Genomic DNA, 17,299 nt, shown 5'->3' with positions numbered 1-17,299 from the left:
GCGCGCAGGGCCGCGGCGGCCGTCGCCTCGGCCGCGGTCGCACTGGCGGCCCGGCCCGCAGCGCGAGCGCGCCGCCGCCACTCGGGGCCGCGTCCGCGAACCCGCCGGGCGCTGGCGTCCCCCGCGCGAGCTACGTGCAGGTGTCCACCACGCGGTGACGATTCGGCACCGCCGGATCCGTAGCGTTCCCGTCGTCCGCGGCGATCCCGCCGCAGGGAGTCGGGAAGGAGAAACGTGAGATCGGTCTGGCAGCTTCTGGCGGTCGTGGGAATCGGCATCATCGGAGGCAACGTCGTCGCGTCGGTGGAGGGCGCCCCCTGGCTCACCTTCGCGTTCGGCGCTGTGACAGCTGCGCTGAGCGTGCTGGTCTATGCGTGGGTGGTGCGGCGCACCGAAAGGCGTACCGTCGCAGAGGTCGCCCCGGGGGGCGTTGTGCCCCAGACCGCGCTGGGCACGGTGATCGGCTTCGGCCTCTTCGCGATGGTCGTCCTGAACCTCTTCTTCCTGGGGTTCTACACGGTCGAAGGGGTCGGCTCGGTTGTCGGCGCAGCGGGGCTCGTCGGCTTCATGGCCGCCGCCGCGGCGACCGAGGAGGTGCTGTTCCGCGGCGTCCTGTACCGCATCGTCGAGGAGAAGGCGGGTAGCTGGATCTCGCTGGGACTGACAAGCCTGCTGTTCGGCCTGTGGCACCTGCCCAACGCGAACGCCACCGGGATCGGTCTGGTCGCGGCGGGCGTGGCCGGCGCCATGATCGCCGCCGCATACGCCGCCACACGCAATCTGTGGCTGCCGATCGGCATCCATTTCGGCTGGAACTTCGCCGCGGCCGGCGTCTTCAGTACCGAGGTCTCGGGAAATGGCGCCACCAGCGGGCTCCTGGACGCGGAACTGTCGGGGCCGGCGCTGATCACCGGCGGTGGGTTCGGTCCCGAGGGCAGCCCGTACTCGCTCGCGTTCTGCCTGCTGACCATGCTGGTGTTCCTGTGGATCGCCCACCGACGCGGACGCCTGGTGCCCTTCCGCCGCACCGAGCGGCCCGCGACGGGCGCTACGCTTCCCCGGTGACCGATACCCGGCGGCTCCTTCAGCTGTGGCAACGGCTCGATGTCGCCGTCCGCGACCTCCCCCTGGGGCTACTGCTGCTGGTCGGGTCCTTCGTGCCGTCGCTGCACGGTTTGGGGACCGACGTCGGCGGGCTGCCCGACCGCCCGTTCGACGCCCTGGCGGTCGTGTCGGCGCTCCTGCAGTGCCTGCCGCTTGCCGTGCGCCGACGGTGGCCCGCGCTGTGCCTCATCCTGGTGGCGCTCGGTTTCGCCCTGGACCAGTTGAGCGGCTACCACCTCTTGGCGGGCACCGGACTGGCCGTCGCGCTGCTGAGCGCAGGCGCCCACCTGGAGCGGTACCGGCGCCTGGCCCCGCTCCTGCTGTCGGCGGCCTACGTGCCGCCGGCGATCGCGCTGCAGCGGATCGGCGGCGAGCCGCCGACCGAGTTCGTCACCTTCTACGCCGGTGCCGCCATCGCGTGGGGCATCGGCGCGTGGCTGCGCTCCACCCGGGCCGCCGAAGCCGAGCACCGCCGCCGCGTCGCCGAGCAGACTCGCACCGCCGAACGCACGAGCATCGCCCGTGAGCTCCACGATGTGGTGACCCATCACGTGACGGCGATGGTCGTCCAAGCCGAGGCGGCGCGGTACCTGACCGGTGCGCCTGAGCGCCTCGACCAGGCCCTCGGCTCCATCGGCGACACCGGCCGGCGGGCGACGACCGACCTGCGCAACCTGCTCGACCTGCTCACCCCCGGCCACGGCCCCGAGGCCAGGACGCCGCCCGCGGGCCGGCTGCTGACCTTGGTGCAGGAGACCCGCCGGGCGGGCCAGCCGGTGGCGTTCACCGAGGAGGGCACGCCGGCGGAGTCGACCGGCAGCGCCGACCTCGTGGCCTACCGAGTCGTGCAGGAGGCGCTGACCAACGCCCTCAAGTACGCCGCCGGCAGCCCCACCTGGGTCCGGGTGTGCCATGGCGAGAGGCGGATCACCGTGGAGGTCGGCACCGAAGGCGCCGGCGCCGCGGGCCCCGCCGCGCCGGACGCGGCCGCCGGCGGCAGCGGGCGGGGCCTGGCCGGCCTCCGCGAGCGTGTCGACGTCCTGGGCGGCGACTTCAGCGCCGGCTGGCGGCCGGGCGGGGGGTTCCTGGTGCGGGCCGGCATTCCCGCGGGCAGCGCGCCGTGACCGCGCCGCTGAGGGTCCTGGTCTGCGACGACCAGATGCTGGTGCGCGCCGGACTGGTGACGGTCGTCGACGCCCAACCCGACATGGAGGTGGTGGGCGAGTGCGGGGACGGCCGGTCCGCGGTCGACCTGGCCGACCGGTTGAGCCCCGACGTGGCGGTGATGGACGTGCGCATGCCGGTGCTCGACGGCATCGAGGCCACCCGCCTGCTGGCCGGCGCGGGGGTCGACCGCCCCGCCAAAGTGCTCGTGGTGACGACGTTCAACCTGGACGAGTACGTCTACGAGGCGCTGCGCGCCGGCGCGAGCGGGTTCCTGCTCAAGGAAGCACCGCCGGACCGGTTTCTGCAGGGCATCCGTACCGTGGCCGCGGGAGCGGCGCTGCTGGACCCCGAGGTGACGCGGCAACTCGTGGGCCGGTACGCCGCGCGCATCCGGCCCGCCGCCGACGCGGCGGAGGCTACCCCGTTGACGACGCGCGAACTGGAGGTCCTGCGCCTGATAGCCGACGGGCTTTCCAACAGCGAGATCGCCGCAGACCTGGTGCTGAGCCCGGAGACGGTCAAGACCTTCGTGTCGCGTATCCTGACCAAGCTGGACCTGCGCGACCGCGTCCAAGCGGTGGTCTACGCCTACCGTCGCGGTCTGGCGAGCTGACGCGCCGCACGGGCGGCGGAGAACCGGGCACGCACATCGAGAAGCCGCACACGCGCGTGCGGGGCGAGACCGCCGGCCGGGTTCGGCGCGACCAGGCGACCCGCTCCAGCCGGAAGGCGGGCGGTTCGCTGCCCGCCCTCGACACGGCCGGCCAGGTTAGGCAACCCCCCATCCGAGGCAGGCGGAAACGCGGAGTGCGGGATCGGCGCCGTCGCGGTGTGCTGCCACAAGCGCGGTCGGCTCCGCCGAGCGGTCGCACAGGATGCGGCGGCTCACCGCCATACAGCCGGCGCCGCAACCGGGCTGGGACCGACACCAACAGTGGCCTGCGCGCGCCGGGCGACCGGATTCGGACACGCACGGCGCGCGGGGGACCCCCGCACGGCGGAATAGTCTGCCCGCGCCGGCCGCTGAAGCTAGTCGGCTACGGCCTGCCCGGCGCGCCGGAGTGGGTTGTAGCGCGGCCGTCCGGTCATGGGACGGCCTCGACGACCGCTGCGATTGACGGCGCCTACGGGCAGGGGGACCGATGCCGGACGACGGAACGAGCAGCCGCCGGCCACAACGGCCGGTGTTCCGGCGCGGAATGTACGTGCTGGGGGTGGCCATCCGCACCGAGCCGCTCGTCTTCCTCGTCGCCGCCGCCGGAGCCGCCCTGCACGCCGCCGTCAGCGTCGGCTCCGCTTCGGTGATGGGCGGGATCACCGACCGCGTCATCATGCCCGCGTTCTCCAGCGGTTCGACCACCGCCGCGGCCCTGCTGGCGGCCGCGGGCCTGCTGCTGGCCGTGGGCGTGGCGAAAGCGACCGGGCTGGCCGCCCGGAGGCTGTTCGCCGGGCTGATGCAGTTCCGGATGCAGGCGCGCTACCGCCGCAGCGTCTCGCGGACCTACCTGCGCCTGCCGCTGTCCTGGCACCACAGCCACGCCACCGGACAGCTGCTGTCCAACGCCAACGCCGACGTCGAAGAGGCCTGGCGCCCGCTGGCCCCGCTGCCCATGGCGATCGGCAGCGTCGCCATGCTCGTCATCGCGGCGGTCGCGATGGTGATCACCGACCCGGTCCTGGCGCTCGTGGCGTTCGTGGTCTTCCCGGCACTGGCCGTGGCCAACGTCGTCTTCCAGCGCCGGGTGTCGCCGGCGGCCACGCGGGCCCAGGCACTGCGCGCCGAGGTCAGCGAGGTCGCCCACGAGTCCTTCGACGGGGCCCTGGTGGTCAAGAGCCTCGGCCGCGAAGAGACCGAGACCGAGCGCTTCACCGAAGCCGCCCACCGGCTGCGCGACGCCCAGATCCGCGTCGGACGGATGCGCGCCGCCTTCGACCCCGTCATGGAGCACCTGCCCAACTTCGGCATCCTGGCCGTGCTGGCACTGGGGATGTGGCGGCTGGCCGACGGCGCCATCACCCCCGGCGACCTCGTGCAGGTCTCCTACCTGTTCACCCTGCTCAGCCTGCCCATCCGCTCCTTCGGCTGGCTGCTGGGCGACCTGCCCCGCACCGTCGTCGCCTGGAACCGCGTCCAGGCCGTCCTCACCGCCGAAGGCTCGATGCCCTACGGCGGCCGCCGCGTCCCCGACGGCCGAGGCGGTGTGCGGCTCACCGCCGAGGGAGTCGGATTCTCCTATGAGGACGCCTACACCGGCGGCGGACGCGACCTCTCCGACGCCGAGGACACCGTCGCCGCCCAGCGCAGCACGGTGCTGCGCGACGTCGACCTCGACATCGCCCCCGGCCGCACCGTCGCGCTGGTGGGCTCCACCGGTTCGGGAAAATCCACCCTGACCACCGTGCTCGCCCGCTTGGTCGACCCCGACACCGGAACCGTCTCCCTCGACGGCACCGACGTGTGCGAGCTGGCCAAGGGCGAGATCGCCCGCGTCGCCGCCCTCGTGCCCCAATCGACGTTCGTGTTCGAGGACACGGTGCGCGGAAACGTCGGCTTGGGCGCCGAGATCGACGACGCCCGGGTGTGGTCCGCCCTGCGGCTGGCCCGCGCCGACGCCTTCGTCGCCGCCCTGCCCGACGGCCTCGACACCCGGCTGGGCGAGCGCGGCACCAGCCTCTCCGGCGGCCAGCGCCAGCGGCTGGCCCTGGCCCGCGCCGTGGTGCGCGACCCGCGCCTGCTCATTCTCGACGACGCCACCTCCGCGGTCGACCCGCAGGTCGAAGCCCAGATCCTCGCCGGTCTGCGGGAGACCGACCTGGCCGCCACCGTGCTGGTGGTCGCCTACCGCCGGGCCACCATCGAGCTCGCCGACGAGGTCGTCTACCTGGAGCGCGGCACCGTGCGCGACCGCGGTACCCACACCGAACTGCTGGAGCGCTCCGCGGGTTACCGGCGCCTGGTCACCGCCTACGAGCGCGCCGCCGCCGAACGGGTCGGCGAACCCGAGCCCGGCGAGGGCGGCCCCGAACCGCACGGCCTGCGCCCCTCCCGCACCTCCGGGGGCGCCGGCGGCGACGAGGAGACCGACGAACCCGAGGAGGCCGTGCGTTGAGCGCCCCCGCAGCCGACCGCAGCAGCACCGACGGCGCAGACGAGGCCGCCCCCGGCGGACCGCAGCCCCGGAACCGGCTGGAGCGCAGCCGCGACGGCGCGATCGCCACCATCCGGCGCGGCCTGCGGCTGTCGCCGGAGTTCGCCCGCGGGCTGGGACCGACTCTGCTGCTGGCCGTCGCCGCCACGGCCGGCAAAGTCATCGTGCCCATCGCCATCCAGCAGATCATCGACCGCGGCATCGACTCCTCCGGCCGTCCCGACATGGAATTCGTGGCCGCGACCGTCGCGCTGTGCGCCGGCACACTCGTGGTCACCATGGTCTGCGCGTACCTGATGAACGTGCGGCTCTACCGCGCCACCGAGTCGGCGCTGGCCACCCTGCGCCGCAAGGCCTTCCGCCACGTGCACGACCTGTCGGTGCTGACCCAGAACAGCGAACGCAAAGGCTCCCTGGTCGCCCGCGTCACCGCCGACGTCGACCAGATCAGCACCTTCATGCAGTGGGGCGGGCTGCAGCTCATCGTCAGCGTCGGGCAGCTGGCGGTGGCCACCGCCCTCATGGCGGTCTACTCCTGGGAGCTGACCCTGCTGGTGTGGGTGTGCTTCGTCCCGCTGCTGCTGGGCGCCCGCTGGCTGCAGAAGCGGCTCTCACGCGCCTACCTCACGGTCCGCGAGCGCACCGGCGACATGCTCGGCGCCATCGGCGAGACCGTCATGGGCGCCTCGGTCATCCGCGCCCACGGCACCGAGGAGCGCACCGCGCGCCGCGTCGACACCACCGTGCTGGCCACCCGCACCGCCCAGGTCAAGGCCCAGCGGCTGTCGATGGCCGTCTCGCCGTTCGCCGAGATGATCGCGGCCGTGGGCAACGCCGCCGTCGTGGTCGCCGGCGTCCTGCTGGGCCTGGGCGGCGGCATCACCGCCGGTGAGCTGGTGGCGTTCCTGTTCTTGATGACGCTGTTCGTCCAGCCGATGATGATGGCCACCGAGATCTTCAACGAAGCCCAGAACGCCATCGCCGGGTGGCGGCGGGTGCTGGGCATCCTCGACACCGTCCCCGACATCGCCGACCCCGGCGAGGCCGGGACCGCGCTGCCGCGCGGCCCGGTGGAGGTGCGCTTCGACGGCGTCTCCTACGCCTACCCCGGCGGCCCCACCGTGCTCGACTCCGTCGACGAGGCGATCGCGCCGGGGACCCGGGTCGCCGTGGTCGGCGAGACGGGGTCGGGCAAGACCACGTTCGTCAAGCTGCTCACCCGGCTGATGGACCCCGGCCGGGGCCGTGTGCTCGTCGACGGCACCGACCTGCGCGACGTCGCCTTCTCCTCGCTGCGCGCCCGCATGGTGATGGTGCCCCAGGAGGGCTTCCTCTTCGACAGCTCGCTGGGCGCCAACATCCGCTTCGCCCGCCCCGAGGCTACCGACGCCGAGCTGGAGGCGGCCGTCACCGAACTCGGCTTGGCCGAGTGGCTCGAAGGCCTGGCCCACGGCCTGGAAACCCCGGTGGGCCAGCGCGGCGAGTCGCTGTCGGCCGGTGAGCGCCAGCTCGTCGCGCTGGTGCGCGCCTACATCGCCGACCCCGACCTGCTGGTGCTGGACGAGGCCACTTCGGCGGTGGATCCCGACACCGAAGTCCGTATCCAGCGCGCGCTCGACCGGCTCACCCGCGGGCGCACCTCCGTGGCCATCGCCCACCGCCTGTCCACCGCCGAGGCCGCCGACGAGGTCTTGGTCTTCGACGCCGGACGCGTCGTCCAGCGCGGCACCCACGACGAACTCGTCGCGCGGCCGGGGGTCTACGCCGACCTGTACGCCTCCTGGGTGCGCAGCTCCGCTTGACCCGGCCGGTCCCGCACCGGCCGCTACCCGGCGGCGGCGCGCCCCGACCGCTCGCGTTCGCCCCACCAGTGCGCGGCCAGCAGCTCGGCCGCCACCGGTTCGGTGAGCAGGCTGACGTCGGGGTCGCCGTCGCCCGGGTAGCGCACCGACATCTCCGCTCCGGCGACGTCGCCGCCCACGGCCACCGCACGGCCCCGCAGCTGCAGCAGGTGCTCCATGGTGCGCTCGTCGTAGTGGGAGCCGGCGAACAGCAGCGCCCGGTATTCCGACACTGCCGCCAGGTGGCGGTCGGTGTGGGACCACTCGCCCGACTCCGCCGCGTGCGCCGCCACGACCGGCCCCTGGCGCAGCGCCTGCACGCCCAGCTGCGCCGAGCACAGCCGCTCGGCCGGGGCGACCAGGTGCACCCCGTCGGGCGAGTCCAGCGCGGCGGCCGCCCGCGGCACCCACTGCGGCGCCTGCTCCACCAGCCCCGCGGTCGCGTTGGCGCAGCGGCGCAGGCTCACCGACACGTCGCCGCCCTGCGGAGGCGCCCCGAGCCGGTAGCCCAGCAGCAGCAACAGGGCCAGCGCATGCTGGAAGGAGCGGCAGGACAGGCCGCTGTGCTCGGTTCCGGCCAGCAGCGGTACGAGGATGTCGGCGTAGCGCGCCACCGGCCCCTCCACCGCGTCGGTGAGCACGATGACGGCGGACCGCTCGACGTAGGTGTCCAGGATCGTGCACAGCTCGCGGTCGCCGCCGCCCGCGGCCACCGCCACCACGAGCGTGCCGGGCCCCGGCGGCAGCGACCCCTGCGCCGACGCGTATTCGGCCACCGCTCCCAGGCCCGCGAGGCGCATCCGCGCCGCCGCAGCCGCGCAGGCGTGGCGCGCGCCGCCCACGCCCAGCAGCAGGATCCCCGCCGGTTCGTCGTCGAGCAGCGCCGGCAGCGCCCGGTAGGGGTCGGCGCGGGCGAGCCGGTCGGCGAGCGCGGTCAGCGCGTCGGGTTTTCCGGCCAGATCGGCGGCGAACAGCTCGGCGGACACGGCACTCCTGGGGATCGGCACGGGTCGGTGCGGCGCCAGAAACCCTACGCTCCGCGCCGACCGGCCGGCGGCGGGGGAGGGGAGCCGTCGGCGGCGCCGTCCGCGTCGACCCGGCCGCGACCGGCCCCGGCACCCCCATAAGCTGGAAGCCATGAGCACCAGTCCTTCCGCGGGCGCTCCCGGAGCCCGGCTCGCCCCCGAGATCGCCGACCGCCTCGACCGAAACCCCGACGGCTTGCTGCCCGCCGTCGTGCAGCAGCACGACACCGGTGAGGTGCTGATGCTGGCCTGGATGGACGACGAGGCGCTGCGCCGCACCCTGGAGACCGGCAGCGCCACCTACTGGTCGCGCAGCCGCCGCGAGTACTGGGTCAAGGGCGCCACGTCCGGAAACGTGCAGCGCGTCGTCGGTGCCGCCCTGGACTGCGACGGCGACACCCTGCTCATCCGGGTCGACCAGACCGGCGCGGCCTGCCACACCGGCGCCCGCACCTGCTTCGATGAAGGCGGGGACCTCCCCCTGGGCGCCGGCGCGAACGCCCGGGACGGGGAAGACCCGTGAGCGCGCGCCGCGGCGAGTTCGCCGCGGCCCTGGCCGTCGTGGCCGCCGGGGCGGCGGCCCTGCTCGGCTCCTCCGGACGCACCTGGGCCCGCGCCCGGATCGACCTCCCCGGCCCGGTCGCCGCCGCGCCCGTCGAGCTGACCGGCGGCGACACCGCCCCGACCGTCTTCGCCATGGGCACGGCCGGGCTGGCGGCGCTGGCCGCGCTGCTGGCCACAAGGGGCGCCGTACGCCGCGGTCTGGGGGCGGTGGTCGCGCTGTTCGGCGCCGCCGCACTGGTCGCGGTCTGGCGCGGAACCCGCACCGCCGCCCTGGAGCAGGCGGCCGCCGACCGCTCCACCGCCCACGGCGGGATCGAGGCGCTGCACCTGGTCGCGCTGTGGCCGGCGGCGGCCGCCGCCGGGGCCGCGCTGCTGGTGGCCGCGGGCGCTTATACGCTCGTGCGGGGGGCCGCCTGGCCCGCCATGGGCAGCAGGTACGATCGCCACAGCGCCCCCGGTGCGGCCCCCTCCAGCGATCCCGCCGACCTGTGGAAGTCGCTGGACAGCGGCGCCGACCCCACCCTGGACGCCGGGCCCGAGGCCGTCGGCGGTTCCGGCGCCGCCGGCGACGGGCGGCCCGCGCCGGGTACCCACCACGAGAAGCAGAAGGAGCCTTGATGGCCGACGAACACCACGAGGACCACGGCAACACCGTCGCGGCGTGGTTTCTGACCGTGTCCTGGATCGTCGTGTGGACCGCCGCGGGACTGGCGATCATCCTCCTCGACGAGAACGTGGTGCGGTGGACCGTCGTCGGCCTCGCCGCGAGCGTCGTCTGCGCCGCCGTGGCCGGTCTGCTGAAGAAGGCCGGGATGGGCCGCACCCACCCCCGCCCCGCACCGCTCACCCGCGAGCAGTGGGAAGCGGGCGGGTCCGAGCGCGCCGGCGCGGGCCAGGCCGGGGCCGACGCCGCCGGGGAGCCCGAGGCCGCCGGGGAGCCCGAGGCCGCCGGGGTCCGCTGAGCCGGCAGGGGCGCCGCCGGTCCGGGAGGGGCGCGCCGATCCGCGAAAGCGGACGCGCCGCCCGCACGAGATCGGGTCTGCCCGCACGCCGCGGCGCGGTTCCGGTGCAGGAGGGCGCAGGTTTGCCATGATGCCCCGGTGGGCCCCACGTGCGGCGACCGGTAGCCCCCCGCAGGGCGGCCACCGGCGCCCGCCGCGCGGGGCGCATTCCCTGAAACCGCAACCAGGAAGCCGCATCGCCATGAGCTACGGTCAGCCGCCCCCGAACCAGCCGCCCCCGAACCAGCCGCCCCCGAACCAGCCGCCCCCGAACCAGCCGCCGGGAGGCTACGGCCCGCCTTCCGCGGGCCCGGGCTCCTTCCCGAACGCCGCCGGCGGCACCGAACCGCCCAACGACTTCCTCGTGCCGGCCATCCTGTCGATGTTCTGCTGCTTCCCGTTCGCCATCCCCGCCATTCTCTCGGCGGCCAAGGTCAACGCGCTGTGGAACCTCGGCGACTACGCCGGCGCCCAGGATCGGGCCGCCAAGGCGAAACGGTTCACGATCATCGCCGTCATCGTCGGTGTGATCTGGTACCTCCTCTCCACCGTCGGCTACTTCGGGATCATCGCCTCGATCGTCAGCAACGCGCCCGCCTCCGCCTACTGATGGAGCATCCGAACCTCCGTGCGCCGCGGCGCCGCCTGCATCCGGCGGCGGCGCCGCTGCTCGTCGGAGCCGCGGGCCTCGCAGGCGCGGCCCTGCTCCATTTCGTCGATCCCAACGATCCGGGCCAGTACCCCACCTGCCCGTGGCTGCTGGTAACCGGTACCTGGTGCCCGGGCTGCGGCACCATGCGCGCGATCCACGCGCTGACCGAAGCGGACCTCGTCGGCGCCCTCCAGATGAACCCCGCGGCGATCGCCCTGGCGCCGTTCGTGGCCTACGGCTACGTCCGGTGGCTCTACCGCTCATTCCGCCCGCCGCCCCCGCGCACCACCCCCGCCAAGGCCGTGCACCCCGGGTGGCTCTACCTGTTCCTGGGTGCGCTCACCGCTTTCTGGGTCCTGCGCAACGTTCCCTTCGGCCAGGTCCTCGCGCCGGGTTAGGCCACCGGCCCCGCACCGGCCCCCGCAATCCGGGGGAGATGGCGACGGCGCCGCCCGGACTCGATACGATCGGTAGTACCCGAACGCGGGGCGGTCCCCGCGGTCCGGTGCCCGGCCCCGCGCGCGACCGCGGCGGGCGAGCCCCGCCCGAGTACGCCGTGACCGCTTCGGCCGCGGCGCCCGGGATACCCGGCGCTCATCCGCAGGCGCGGGGACGGTCCAGGTCCACACACCGGTTGAATGAGGGGGCAGTCCCACGTGAGCGTGCTCGACGAGATTGTCGAGGGAGTGCGGGCCGATCTCGCCGATCGGCAGGCGGCCGCACCCCTGGAGCGGCTCCAGAAGGCGGCCGAATCCGCGCCCTGGCCCCGGGACGCGGCCGCTGCGCTGCGCCGCCCCGGTGTACAGGTCATCGCCGAGGTCAAGCGCTCCAGCCCGTCCAAGGGCGCCCTGGCCGCCATCACCGACCCCGCCGCCCTCGCCCGCGACTACGCGGACGGCGGCGCGGCCGTCGTCAGCGTCCTCACCGAGCGGCGCCGCTTCGGCGGCAGTCTCGACGACCTCGATGCGGTGCGTGCGTCGGTGTCCACCGCGGTGCTGCGCAAAGACTTCATCGTGAGCTCCTACCAGCTGTGGGAGGCGCGCGTGCACGGCGCCGACGCCGTGCTGCTGATCGTGGCGGCGCTGGAGCAGCAGGCCCTGGTCTCCCTCGTCGAGCGGGCGCATTCGCTGGGCCTGACCCCGCTGGTGGAAGTGCACACCGAAGACGAGGTCGGCCGCGCGCTCGCGGCCGGCGCCACCGTGGTCGGGATCAACGCCCGCAACCTCAAAACCCTTGAGGTCGACCGGGACACCTTCGCCCGTTTGGCGCCGCTGGTGCCCGCCGACCGCGTCCGTGTCGCCGAGTCCGGCGTGCGCGGGCCCCACGACCTGCTCGCCTACGCGGGCCACGGTGCCGATGCGGTACTGGTCGGCGAGAGCCTCGTCAGCGGCGGCCACCCCCGCGACGCCGTCGCCGACCTGGTCACGGCGGGCGCCCACCCCGCCCTGCGGGACCGGGGCTGACGGTGGACGGCCCGGCGATCGCGCCCCGGCGGTGCCGCCCCGCCGGACGATGGCTCTAGGGGGCCCTCGCGCAGCGGCGCGACGGCCCCCGCTGCCGCGCCGACCTCCGGCCGGCCGGCGGTCCCGGGCGCATCCGCCCCGCACCGTGCCGGCCTTCCGATCGCCGAGGGCGCGCCCCGCGCGCCGACATGGAGATGAACCGCATGCCACCCGCGACACCGGATCCCGACCGCGCCGAAGTCCCCGACGCAGGCGGCCACTACGGCCCCTACGGCGGCCGCTTCAGCCCTGAGGCGCTGGTCGCCGCCCTCGACCAGGTGGCCGAGGAGTGGGAGAAAGCCAAGAACGACCCGGGATTCCGCACCGAGCTGGACGCCTTGCTGCGCGACTACACCGGCCGCCCCAGCCTGCTGACCGAGGCCACGCGCTTCGCCGAGCACTGCGGCGGCGCCCGCGTGCTGCTCAAGCGCGAAGACCTCAACCACACCGGATCCCACAAGATCAACAACGTGCTCGGCCAGGCGCTGCTGACCAAGCGCATGGGCAAACCCCGGGTGATCGCCGAGACCGGAGCCGGTCAGCACGGCGTGGCCACCGCCACCGCCTGCGCCCTGATGGGGCTGGACTGCGTCATCTACATGGGCGAGGAGGACACCCGCCGCCAGGCCCTCAACGTCGCCCGCATGCGGTTGCTGGGCGCCGAGGTCGTGCCCGTGTCCGTGGGCAGCCGCACCCTCAAGGACGCCATCAACGAAGCGTTCCGCGACTGGGTCGCCAACGTCGAGACCACCCACTACCTCTTCGGCACGGTAGCCGGCCCCCACCCGTTCCCGGCGCTGGTGCGCGACCTGCACTACGTCATCGGCGACGAGGCCCGCTCCCAGGTGCTCGACCTCACCGGCCGGCTGCCCGACGCGGTGGCGGCCTGCGTGGGCGGCGGGTCCAACGCGATGGGCGCGTTCGCCGCCTTCGTCCCCGACACCGGTGTCGGCCTCTACGGTTTCGAGGCCGGGGGCGAGGGCGTGTCCACCGACCGCCACGCCGCCGCGATCTCCGGCGGCGCCCCCGGCGTCTTCCACGGCGCGCGCACCTACGTGCTGCAGGACACCTACGGCCAGACGCTGCCCAGCCACTCGATCTCGGCCGGCCTGGACTACCCGGCGGTGGGACCCGAGCACGCCTGGCTGGCCGACAGCGGCCGTGTCACCTACCGGGCCGTCACCGACGCCCAGGCCATGGAGGCGTTCCGGCTGCTGAGCCGTACCGAGGGCATCATTCCCGCGATCGAGAGCGCCCACGCGCTGGCCGGTGTGCGCGAGCTCGGCGCCGAACTGGGGCCCGAGGGCGTAATCGTGGTCAACCTCTCCGGGCGCGGGGACAAGGACGTCGACACCGCGGCGAGCTATTTCGGGCTCGTCGACGGCGGAGGGGAGACGGCGTGAGCGTGCCGGCGGGCGACAGCGCGGGCGCACAGCCCGATGGGCGAGACGAGCGAGGGCGAGAGACGATGAGCCGGACCGCACTGCAGACCGCGCTGGCCCGCGCGAAGGCCGACGGGCGGGCCGCCCTCATCGGCTACCTCCCGGCCGGCTTCCCCGACCCGGACTCCTCGATCAAGGTCGTCGAGGCGATGGTGGAAGGCGGCTGCGACGTCGTCGAGGTCGGCCTGCCCTACTCCGACCCCACCATGGACGGGCCCACCATCCAGCGGGCCGCCGACACCGCGCTGGCTGCGGGAACCACACCGCCCGACGTGCTGCGGGTCGTGGAGGCGACCGCCGCCACCGGCGCCGCGGCCCTGGTGATGACGTACTGGAACCCCGTCGAGCGCTACGGGCCGGACCGGTTCTGCGCCGACCTGGCCGCCGCCGGCGGATCCGGGGTGATCACCCCCGACCTCATCCCCGAGGAGGCCGGCGACTGGTTCGCCGCCACCGACGCGTCCGGGCTGGACCGCATCTTCCTGGTCGCGCCGTCCTCCTCCGACCGGCGGCTTCGGCTGGCGACACAGGCCTCGCGCGGGTTCGTCTACGCCGCTTCGCTGATGGGCGTCACCGGTACCCGGGCCCAGGTTTCGGGCACCGCCGAGAGACTGGTCGCGCGCACCCGCGACGCCATCGGCGACGGCGGGCTGCCGGTATGCGTGGGCCTGGGCATCTCCAACCGCTCCCAGGCCGCCGAGGTGGCCTCCTACGCCGACGGCGTCATCGCCGGAGCCGGATTCTGCCAGCGGGTGCTGGACGCCCCCGACCTGGAGACCGGTATCAGTGCCGTGCGCTCGTTCGCCGAGGATCTGGCCCTGGGCGCGCGGGACGGTCGGGTGTGAACCCGCAGCTCGCCGGTGCGCGCCCCGCGCACCGGTGAGCTGCGGGTAAGAACGGTAAGAGTTCCGTGAGACTCGGCCCCGGACGACGTCCGAGGGCCCGGCGGCCGGGTCCGGCGCCGCTACAGTTCGTCGAGGACGCCGGGCGGTGGCCTCCCGAAGCGGAGGAATACCGAGGCTGCGGGTTACACTGCATTCACCTGGAGTAGTATCCGCAGGGTGCACCGGTTCCGGTGCCCTGACCGACGTGACCGCGCGCCTCCCCGGGACCCCTCTTTGGACACCACAGACCGTTCGGCGACCCCGACCGAGCCGACCGAGCCGTCGGCTGCGCACCGCCGCTGGGCGGCGGCCCAGCCCTGGCTCACCCTGCTCGCGCGCCTCGTCCTGGCCGGCGTGCTGGCGTGGGCGGCGGTGAGCAAGCTGCCGCCGGCTCTGTCGGTGCAGTCCGTCGAGGCATACCAGCTCTTCCCGGCGGGGGTCGCCGAGTTCATCGGCTTCACGCTGCCGCTGCTGGAGATCGCCTTCGCGCTGCTGCTGGTTCTGGGACTGGCCACGCGTTACGCCGGCGCGGCCACGGGCCTGCTGATGATCGTGTTCATCGCGGGGATCGCCTCGGCATGGGCGCGCGGCCTCGCCATCGACTGCGGGTGCTTCGGAACCGGCGGCCAGGTCTCCCAGGGCGAAACGAGCTACGGGCTCGACATCGCGCGCGACCTCGGCTTCCTGGCGCTGGCGGCGTTCATCGCGGTGCTGCCGCGCTCGCCGCTGGCGCTGGACCGGCTGTTCGGCCTCTACCGCTGAACACGGCGCCGAGCGGCGGGGACCCGCGGGCCCGCCGCCCGGGCCGGGCGGACGAATCGACACGACACGACGGATCACGGTGATCGGCTGATGGGCAAGGCTGCACGGGAGGCGTCCCGCGAGCGACTCAGGCAGGAACGGGAGAGGGAGAAGAAGCGGGCGGCGCGCACCAGGATGCTCGGCGTGGCCGGCGCCGCACTGGCCGTGGTGCTGGTCGTGGTGGGCGGCGGCTACCTCCTGTTCTCCCAACAGCAGGAGCAGGAGCAGGAGTTCGCCGACCGCTACGAGGACCTGCCCGCGCAGGAATTGCAGGAGGACGGCAGCGTCGTGCTCGCCGGCCAGGACGTCCAGGCCCCGGTCGTCGAGGTCTACGCCGACTTCCAGTGTCCGGCCTGCGAGCAGTTCGAGAACGCCAGCGGCCCCACACTGCAGCAACTGGCCGCCGAAGGCGACGCGATCGTGCATTACCGGCCGGTCAGCATCTTCGCCCAGTCCCAAGCGCCGCTGAGCGCCAACTCGCTGCGCGGCGCGGCCGCCGCCCGCGCGGCCGCCGACCACGGCGGCTTCGTCCAGTTCAACGACCTGCTGTTCGAGAACCAGCCCGCCGAGGGGTCGGAGGGCTTCGCGGTCGAGGAGCTCAAGCAGTGGGGCGAGGACGCCGGCATCGACGACCCCGCCTTCGCGCAGCGCGTCGAAGACGAAAGCGAGGTCGCGGCGACCTTCACCGACGACTACATGCCCCGGCTGCGCTCGGCGGCCCAGGACCGGCTGAGCGAGTCCGAGATCCAGGAGATGGGCGTGGCCGGTCTGATCGAATGGGGCGGCGACAACGGCGTGGACGGGTCCTTCCTCGAGGACACCTACGTCCGGGAGGTCATCGATGCCACGGGGGCGGTGAAGGACAGGTACTCTGCCGGAGCGAACGCGTTCGCCGGTACACCCTCGGTCTACGTCAACGGCGAGAAGATGGGCGACGCCGCATTCTCCGGCGACGGCGTCCGCGACGCCGTCGAGCAGGCCGGCCCCGGCGAGGTGAGCACCGAAGCGCTCGCCGCGGGTACGGGCGACGCCGGCGCCTCGCCTGAGCCAGAAGTGTCACCCTGACCCAAGGACAGATCCGAGCGATGACCAATCCGCTGATCGCCCCCGAGGGCGCGGCCGCGACCGGCCGCGCCCTCGCCGCATTCCCCAGCCCCGACGTGAGCTCGATCTCGCTCGGACCCGTCACCATCCACTTCTACGCGCTGTGCATCCTCGCGGGCGTCTTCGCCGCCGTGTTCTGGGCCGAGCGCAGGTGGGCCGCGATGGGCGGCGAGAAGGGCACCGTCATCGACCTCGCGGTGCCCGCGGTACTGCTGGGGCTCCTCGGCGGCCGCATCTACCACGTCGTCAGCGACTACCAGCTGTACTTCGGCCCCGGACGCAACCCGGTCGAAGCCCTCTACATCACCAACGGCGGTCTGGGCATCTGGGGCGCGATCCCGCTGGGGGCGCTGGGCGTGTGGTGGGTCGCCCGGCGGCGCGGCCTGTCGCTGTCCAAGCTGTCGTTCGCCATCGCCCCCGCCGTTCCGCTCGCCCAGGCACTGGGCCGCTGGGGCAACTACTTCAACCAGGAGCTGTTCGGCAAGCCCACCGACCTCCCGTGGGCCGTGCACATCTCCCTGGATTACACCTACAACGCCGAAGGTGCGCCCCGCCCCGGTATGCAGCCGCTGCCCGGAAACGCGACGGAGTACTACAGCACCTACCACCCGACCTTCCTCTACGAGTCACTGTGGTGCCTCGCACTCGCGGTGCTGATCGCCTGGCTGGGCAGGCGTTATGGCGACCGCCTCGACGGCGGGAGGCTCTTCGCGGTTTACATCATGGGCTATTGTGTGGGTCGGTTCTGGATCGAGTACCTGCGAGTCGATCCCGCGAACGAGATCCTGGGCCTGCGGCTGAACAACTGGACCTCCGTGCTGGTGTTCGCCGCCGCGCTCGCTTACTTCGTGTGGGCCGGACGGCGGCTGGACGCCTTCTCCAGCCGGGTGGTCCCCGTGGGCCACGACGTCGGGACCGAGGTCTTCGATACCGATCCCGCCACCTCCCAGGACAGCGGAGGCGCCGAGTCCGGCGACAGCGGAGCGGGGTCCGCGGACCAGGAGACAGGCATAGCCGGGCGACCCCGGGGCACCGACCCCGCGTCGTCCGAGGATGGATGACC

General features: G+C 73.8%; 17 protein-coding genes. 16 read left to right on the top strand and 1 reads right to left on the bottom strand.

Features of this window, described 5'->3' with window-relative positions; translation table 11 throughout:
* The first annotated feature begins 234 nt into the window (after nucleotides 1-234).
* From HNR25_RS02260 to HNR25_RS02240, 5 genes are all read left to right on the top strand, one after another.
* Nucleotides 235-1,065, top strand: a complete 831-nt coding sequence (locus HNR25_RS02260; protein ID WP_184633037.1) for a CPBP family intramembrane glutamic endopeptidase — start codon at nucleotides 235-237, stop codon at nucleotides 1,063-1,065.
* On the top strand, nucleotides 1,062-2,228 hold the full coding sequence (locus tag HNR25_RS02255) for a sensor histidine kinase (protein ID WP_184633035.1): 1,167 nt from the start codon (nucleotides 1,062-1,064) through the stop codon (nucleotides 2,226-2,228). Before HNR25_RS02260 ends, HNR25_RS02255 begins: the two co-directional genes overlap by 4 nt.
* Entirely contained in the window at nucleotides 2,225-2,884 is a 660-nt protein-coding gene (locus HNR25_RS02250) for a response regulator (protein ID WP_184633033.1), read from the top strand. Before HNR25_RS02255 ends, HNR25_RS02250 begins: the two co-directional genes overlap by 4 nt.
* Nucleotides 2,885-3,413: 529 nt before the next feature.
* Nucleotides 3,414-5,381 carry an ABC transporter ATP-binding protein gene (locus tag HNR25_RS02245; protein ID WP_184633031.1) on the top strand — a complete coding sequence of 656 codons (1,968 nt, stop codon included), beginning with the start codon at nucleotides 3,414-3,416 and terminating at the stop codon, nucleotides 5,379-5,381.
* A complete protein-coding gene (locus tag HNR25_RS02240) occupies nucleotides 5,378-7,222 on the top strand; it encodes an ABC transporter ATP-binding protein (protein ID WP_184633029.1) in 1,845 nt (614 codons plus the stop codon). The genes HNR25_RS02245 and HNR25_RS02240 overlap by 4 nt, the downstream gene beginning before the upstream one ends.
* Nucleotides 7,223-7,245: 23 nt before the next feature.
* Here the strand turns inward: HNR25_RS02240 and HNR25_RS02235 are convergent, their stop codons facing one another.
* Nucleotides 7,246-8,247: an SIS domain-containing protein gene (locus tag HNR25_RS02235; protein WP_184633027.1), complete on the bottom strand. Its 1,002-nt coding sequence runs from the start codon at nucleotides 8,245-8,247 to the stop codon at nucleotides 7,246-7,248.
* Nucleotides 8,248-8,398: 151 nt separating this feature from the next.
* On the opposite strand from HNR25_RS02235, the gene hisI reads away from it, so the two are divergent.
* From hisI to lgt, 11 genes are all read left to right on the top strand, one after another.
* On the top strand, nucleotides 8,399-8,809 hold the full coding sequence (gene hisI, locus HNR25_RS02230; protein ID WP_184633025.1) for a phosphoribosyl-AMP cyclohydrolase: 411 nt from the start codon (nucleotides 8,399-8,401) through the stop codon (nucleotides 8,807-8,809).
* Complete coding sequence (locus HNR25_RS02225; protein ID WP_184633023.1) at nucleotides 8,806-9,468, top strand: Trp biosynthesis-associated membrane protein; 663 nt, start codon at nucleotides 8,806-8,808, stop codon at nucleotides 9,466-9,468. Before hisI ends, HNR25_RS02225 begins: the two co-directional genes overlap by 4 nt.
* Nucleotides 9,468-9,812 (top strand): HGxxPAAW family protein, encoded by a 345-nt coding sequence (locus HNR25_RS02220; protein WP_184633021.1) that lies wholly within the window; start codon nucleotides 9,468-9,470, stop codon nucleotides 9,810-9,812. Before HNR25_RS02225 ends, HNR25_RS02220 begins: the two co-directional genes overlap by 1 nt.
* Before the next feature lie 241 nt (nucleotides 9,813-10,053).
* Nucleotides 10,054-10,461: a CD225/dispanin family protein gene (locus HNR25_RS02215; protein ID WP_184633019.1), complete on the top strand. Its 408-nt coding sequence runs from the start codon at nucleotides 10,054-10,056 to the stop codon at nucleotides 10,459-10,461.
* Nucleotides 10,461-10,901: a DUF2752 domain-containing protein gene (locus tag HNR25_RS02210; protein WP_184633017.1), complete on the top strand. Its 441-nt coding sequence runs from the start codon at nucleotides 10,461-10,463 to the stop codon at nucleotides 10,899-10,901. Before HNR25_RS02215 ends, HNR25_RS02210 begins: the two co-directional genes overlap by 1 nt.
* Nucleotides 10,902-11,159: 258 nt before the next feature.
* The gene (gene trpC, locus HNR25_RS02205) at nucleotides 11,160-11,966 is read left to right on the top strand and encodes an indole-3-glycerol phosphate synthase TrpC (protein ID WP_184638705.1); all 807 of its coding nucleotides are present in this window, start codon (nucleotides 11,160-11,162) and stop codon (nucleotides 11,964-11,966) included.
* Between the two features lie 203 nt (nucleotides 11,967-12,169).
* Nucleotides 12,170-13,408 carry a tryptophan synthase subunit beta gene (trpB, locus tag HNR25_RS02200; protein WP_184633015.1) on the top strand — a complete coding sequence of 413 codons (1,239 nt, stop codon included), beginning with the start codon at nucleotides 12,170-12,172 and terminating at the stop codon, nucleotides 13,406-13,408.
* 65 nt (nucleotides 13,409-13,473) lie between these two features.
* Complete coding sequence (trpA, locus tag HNR25_RS02195; RefSeq protein ID WP_184633013.1) at nucleotides 13,474-14,292, top strand: tryptophan synthase subunit alpha; 819 nt, start codon at nucleotides 13,474-13,476, stop codon at nucleotides 14,290-14,292.
* 273 nt (nucleotides 14,293-14,565) lie between these two features.
* A complete protein-coding gene (locus HNR25_RS02190) occupies nucleotides 14,566-15,093 on the top strand; it encodes a MauE/DoxX family redox-associated membrane protein (RefSeq protein ID WP_184633011.1) in 528 nt (175 codons plus the stop codon).
* A gap of 90 nt (nucleotides 15,094-15,183) precedes the next feature.
* On the top strand, nucleotides 15,184-16,197 hold the full coding sequence (locus tag HNR25_RS02185) for a DsbA family protein (protein ID WP_184633008.1): 1,014 nt from the start codon (nucleotides 15,184-15,186) through the stop codon (nucleotides 16,195-16,197).
* A gap of 20 nt (nucleotides 16,198-16,217) precedes the next feature.
* Complete coding sequence (lgt, locus tag HNR25_RS02180; protein WP_184633006.1) at nucleotides 16,218-17,297, top strand: prolipoprotein diacylglyceryl transferase; 1,080 nt, start codon at nucleotides 16,218-16,220, stop codon at nucleotides 17,295-17,297.
* Nucleotides 17,298-17,299: the final 2 nt, after the last annotated feature.

It is taken from the genome of Streptomonospora salina, assembly GCF_014204715.1.
In the GTDB taxonomy this organism is placed as follows: domain Bacteria; phylum Actinomycetota; class Actinomycetes; order Streptosporangiales; family Streptosporangiaceae; genus Streptomonospora; species Streptomonospora salina.
Note: the sequence above shows the minus strand (reverse complement) of the source record. Positions and strands in the feature narration are given on the sequence as shown.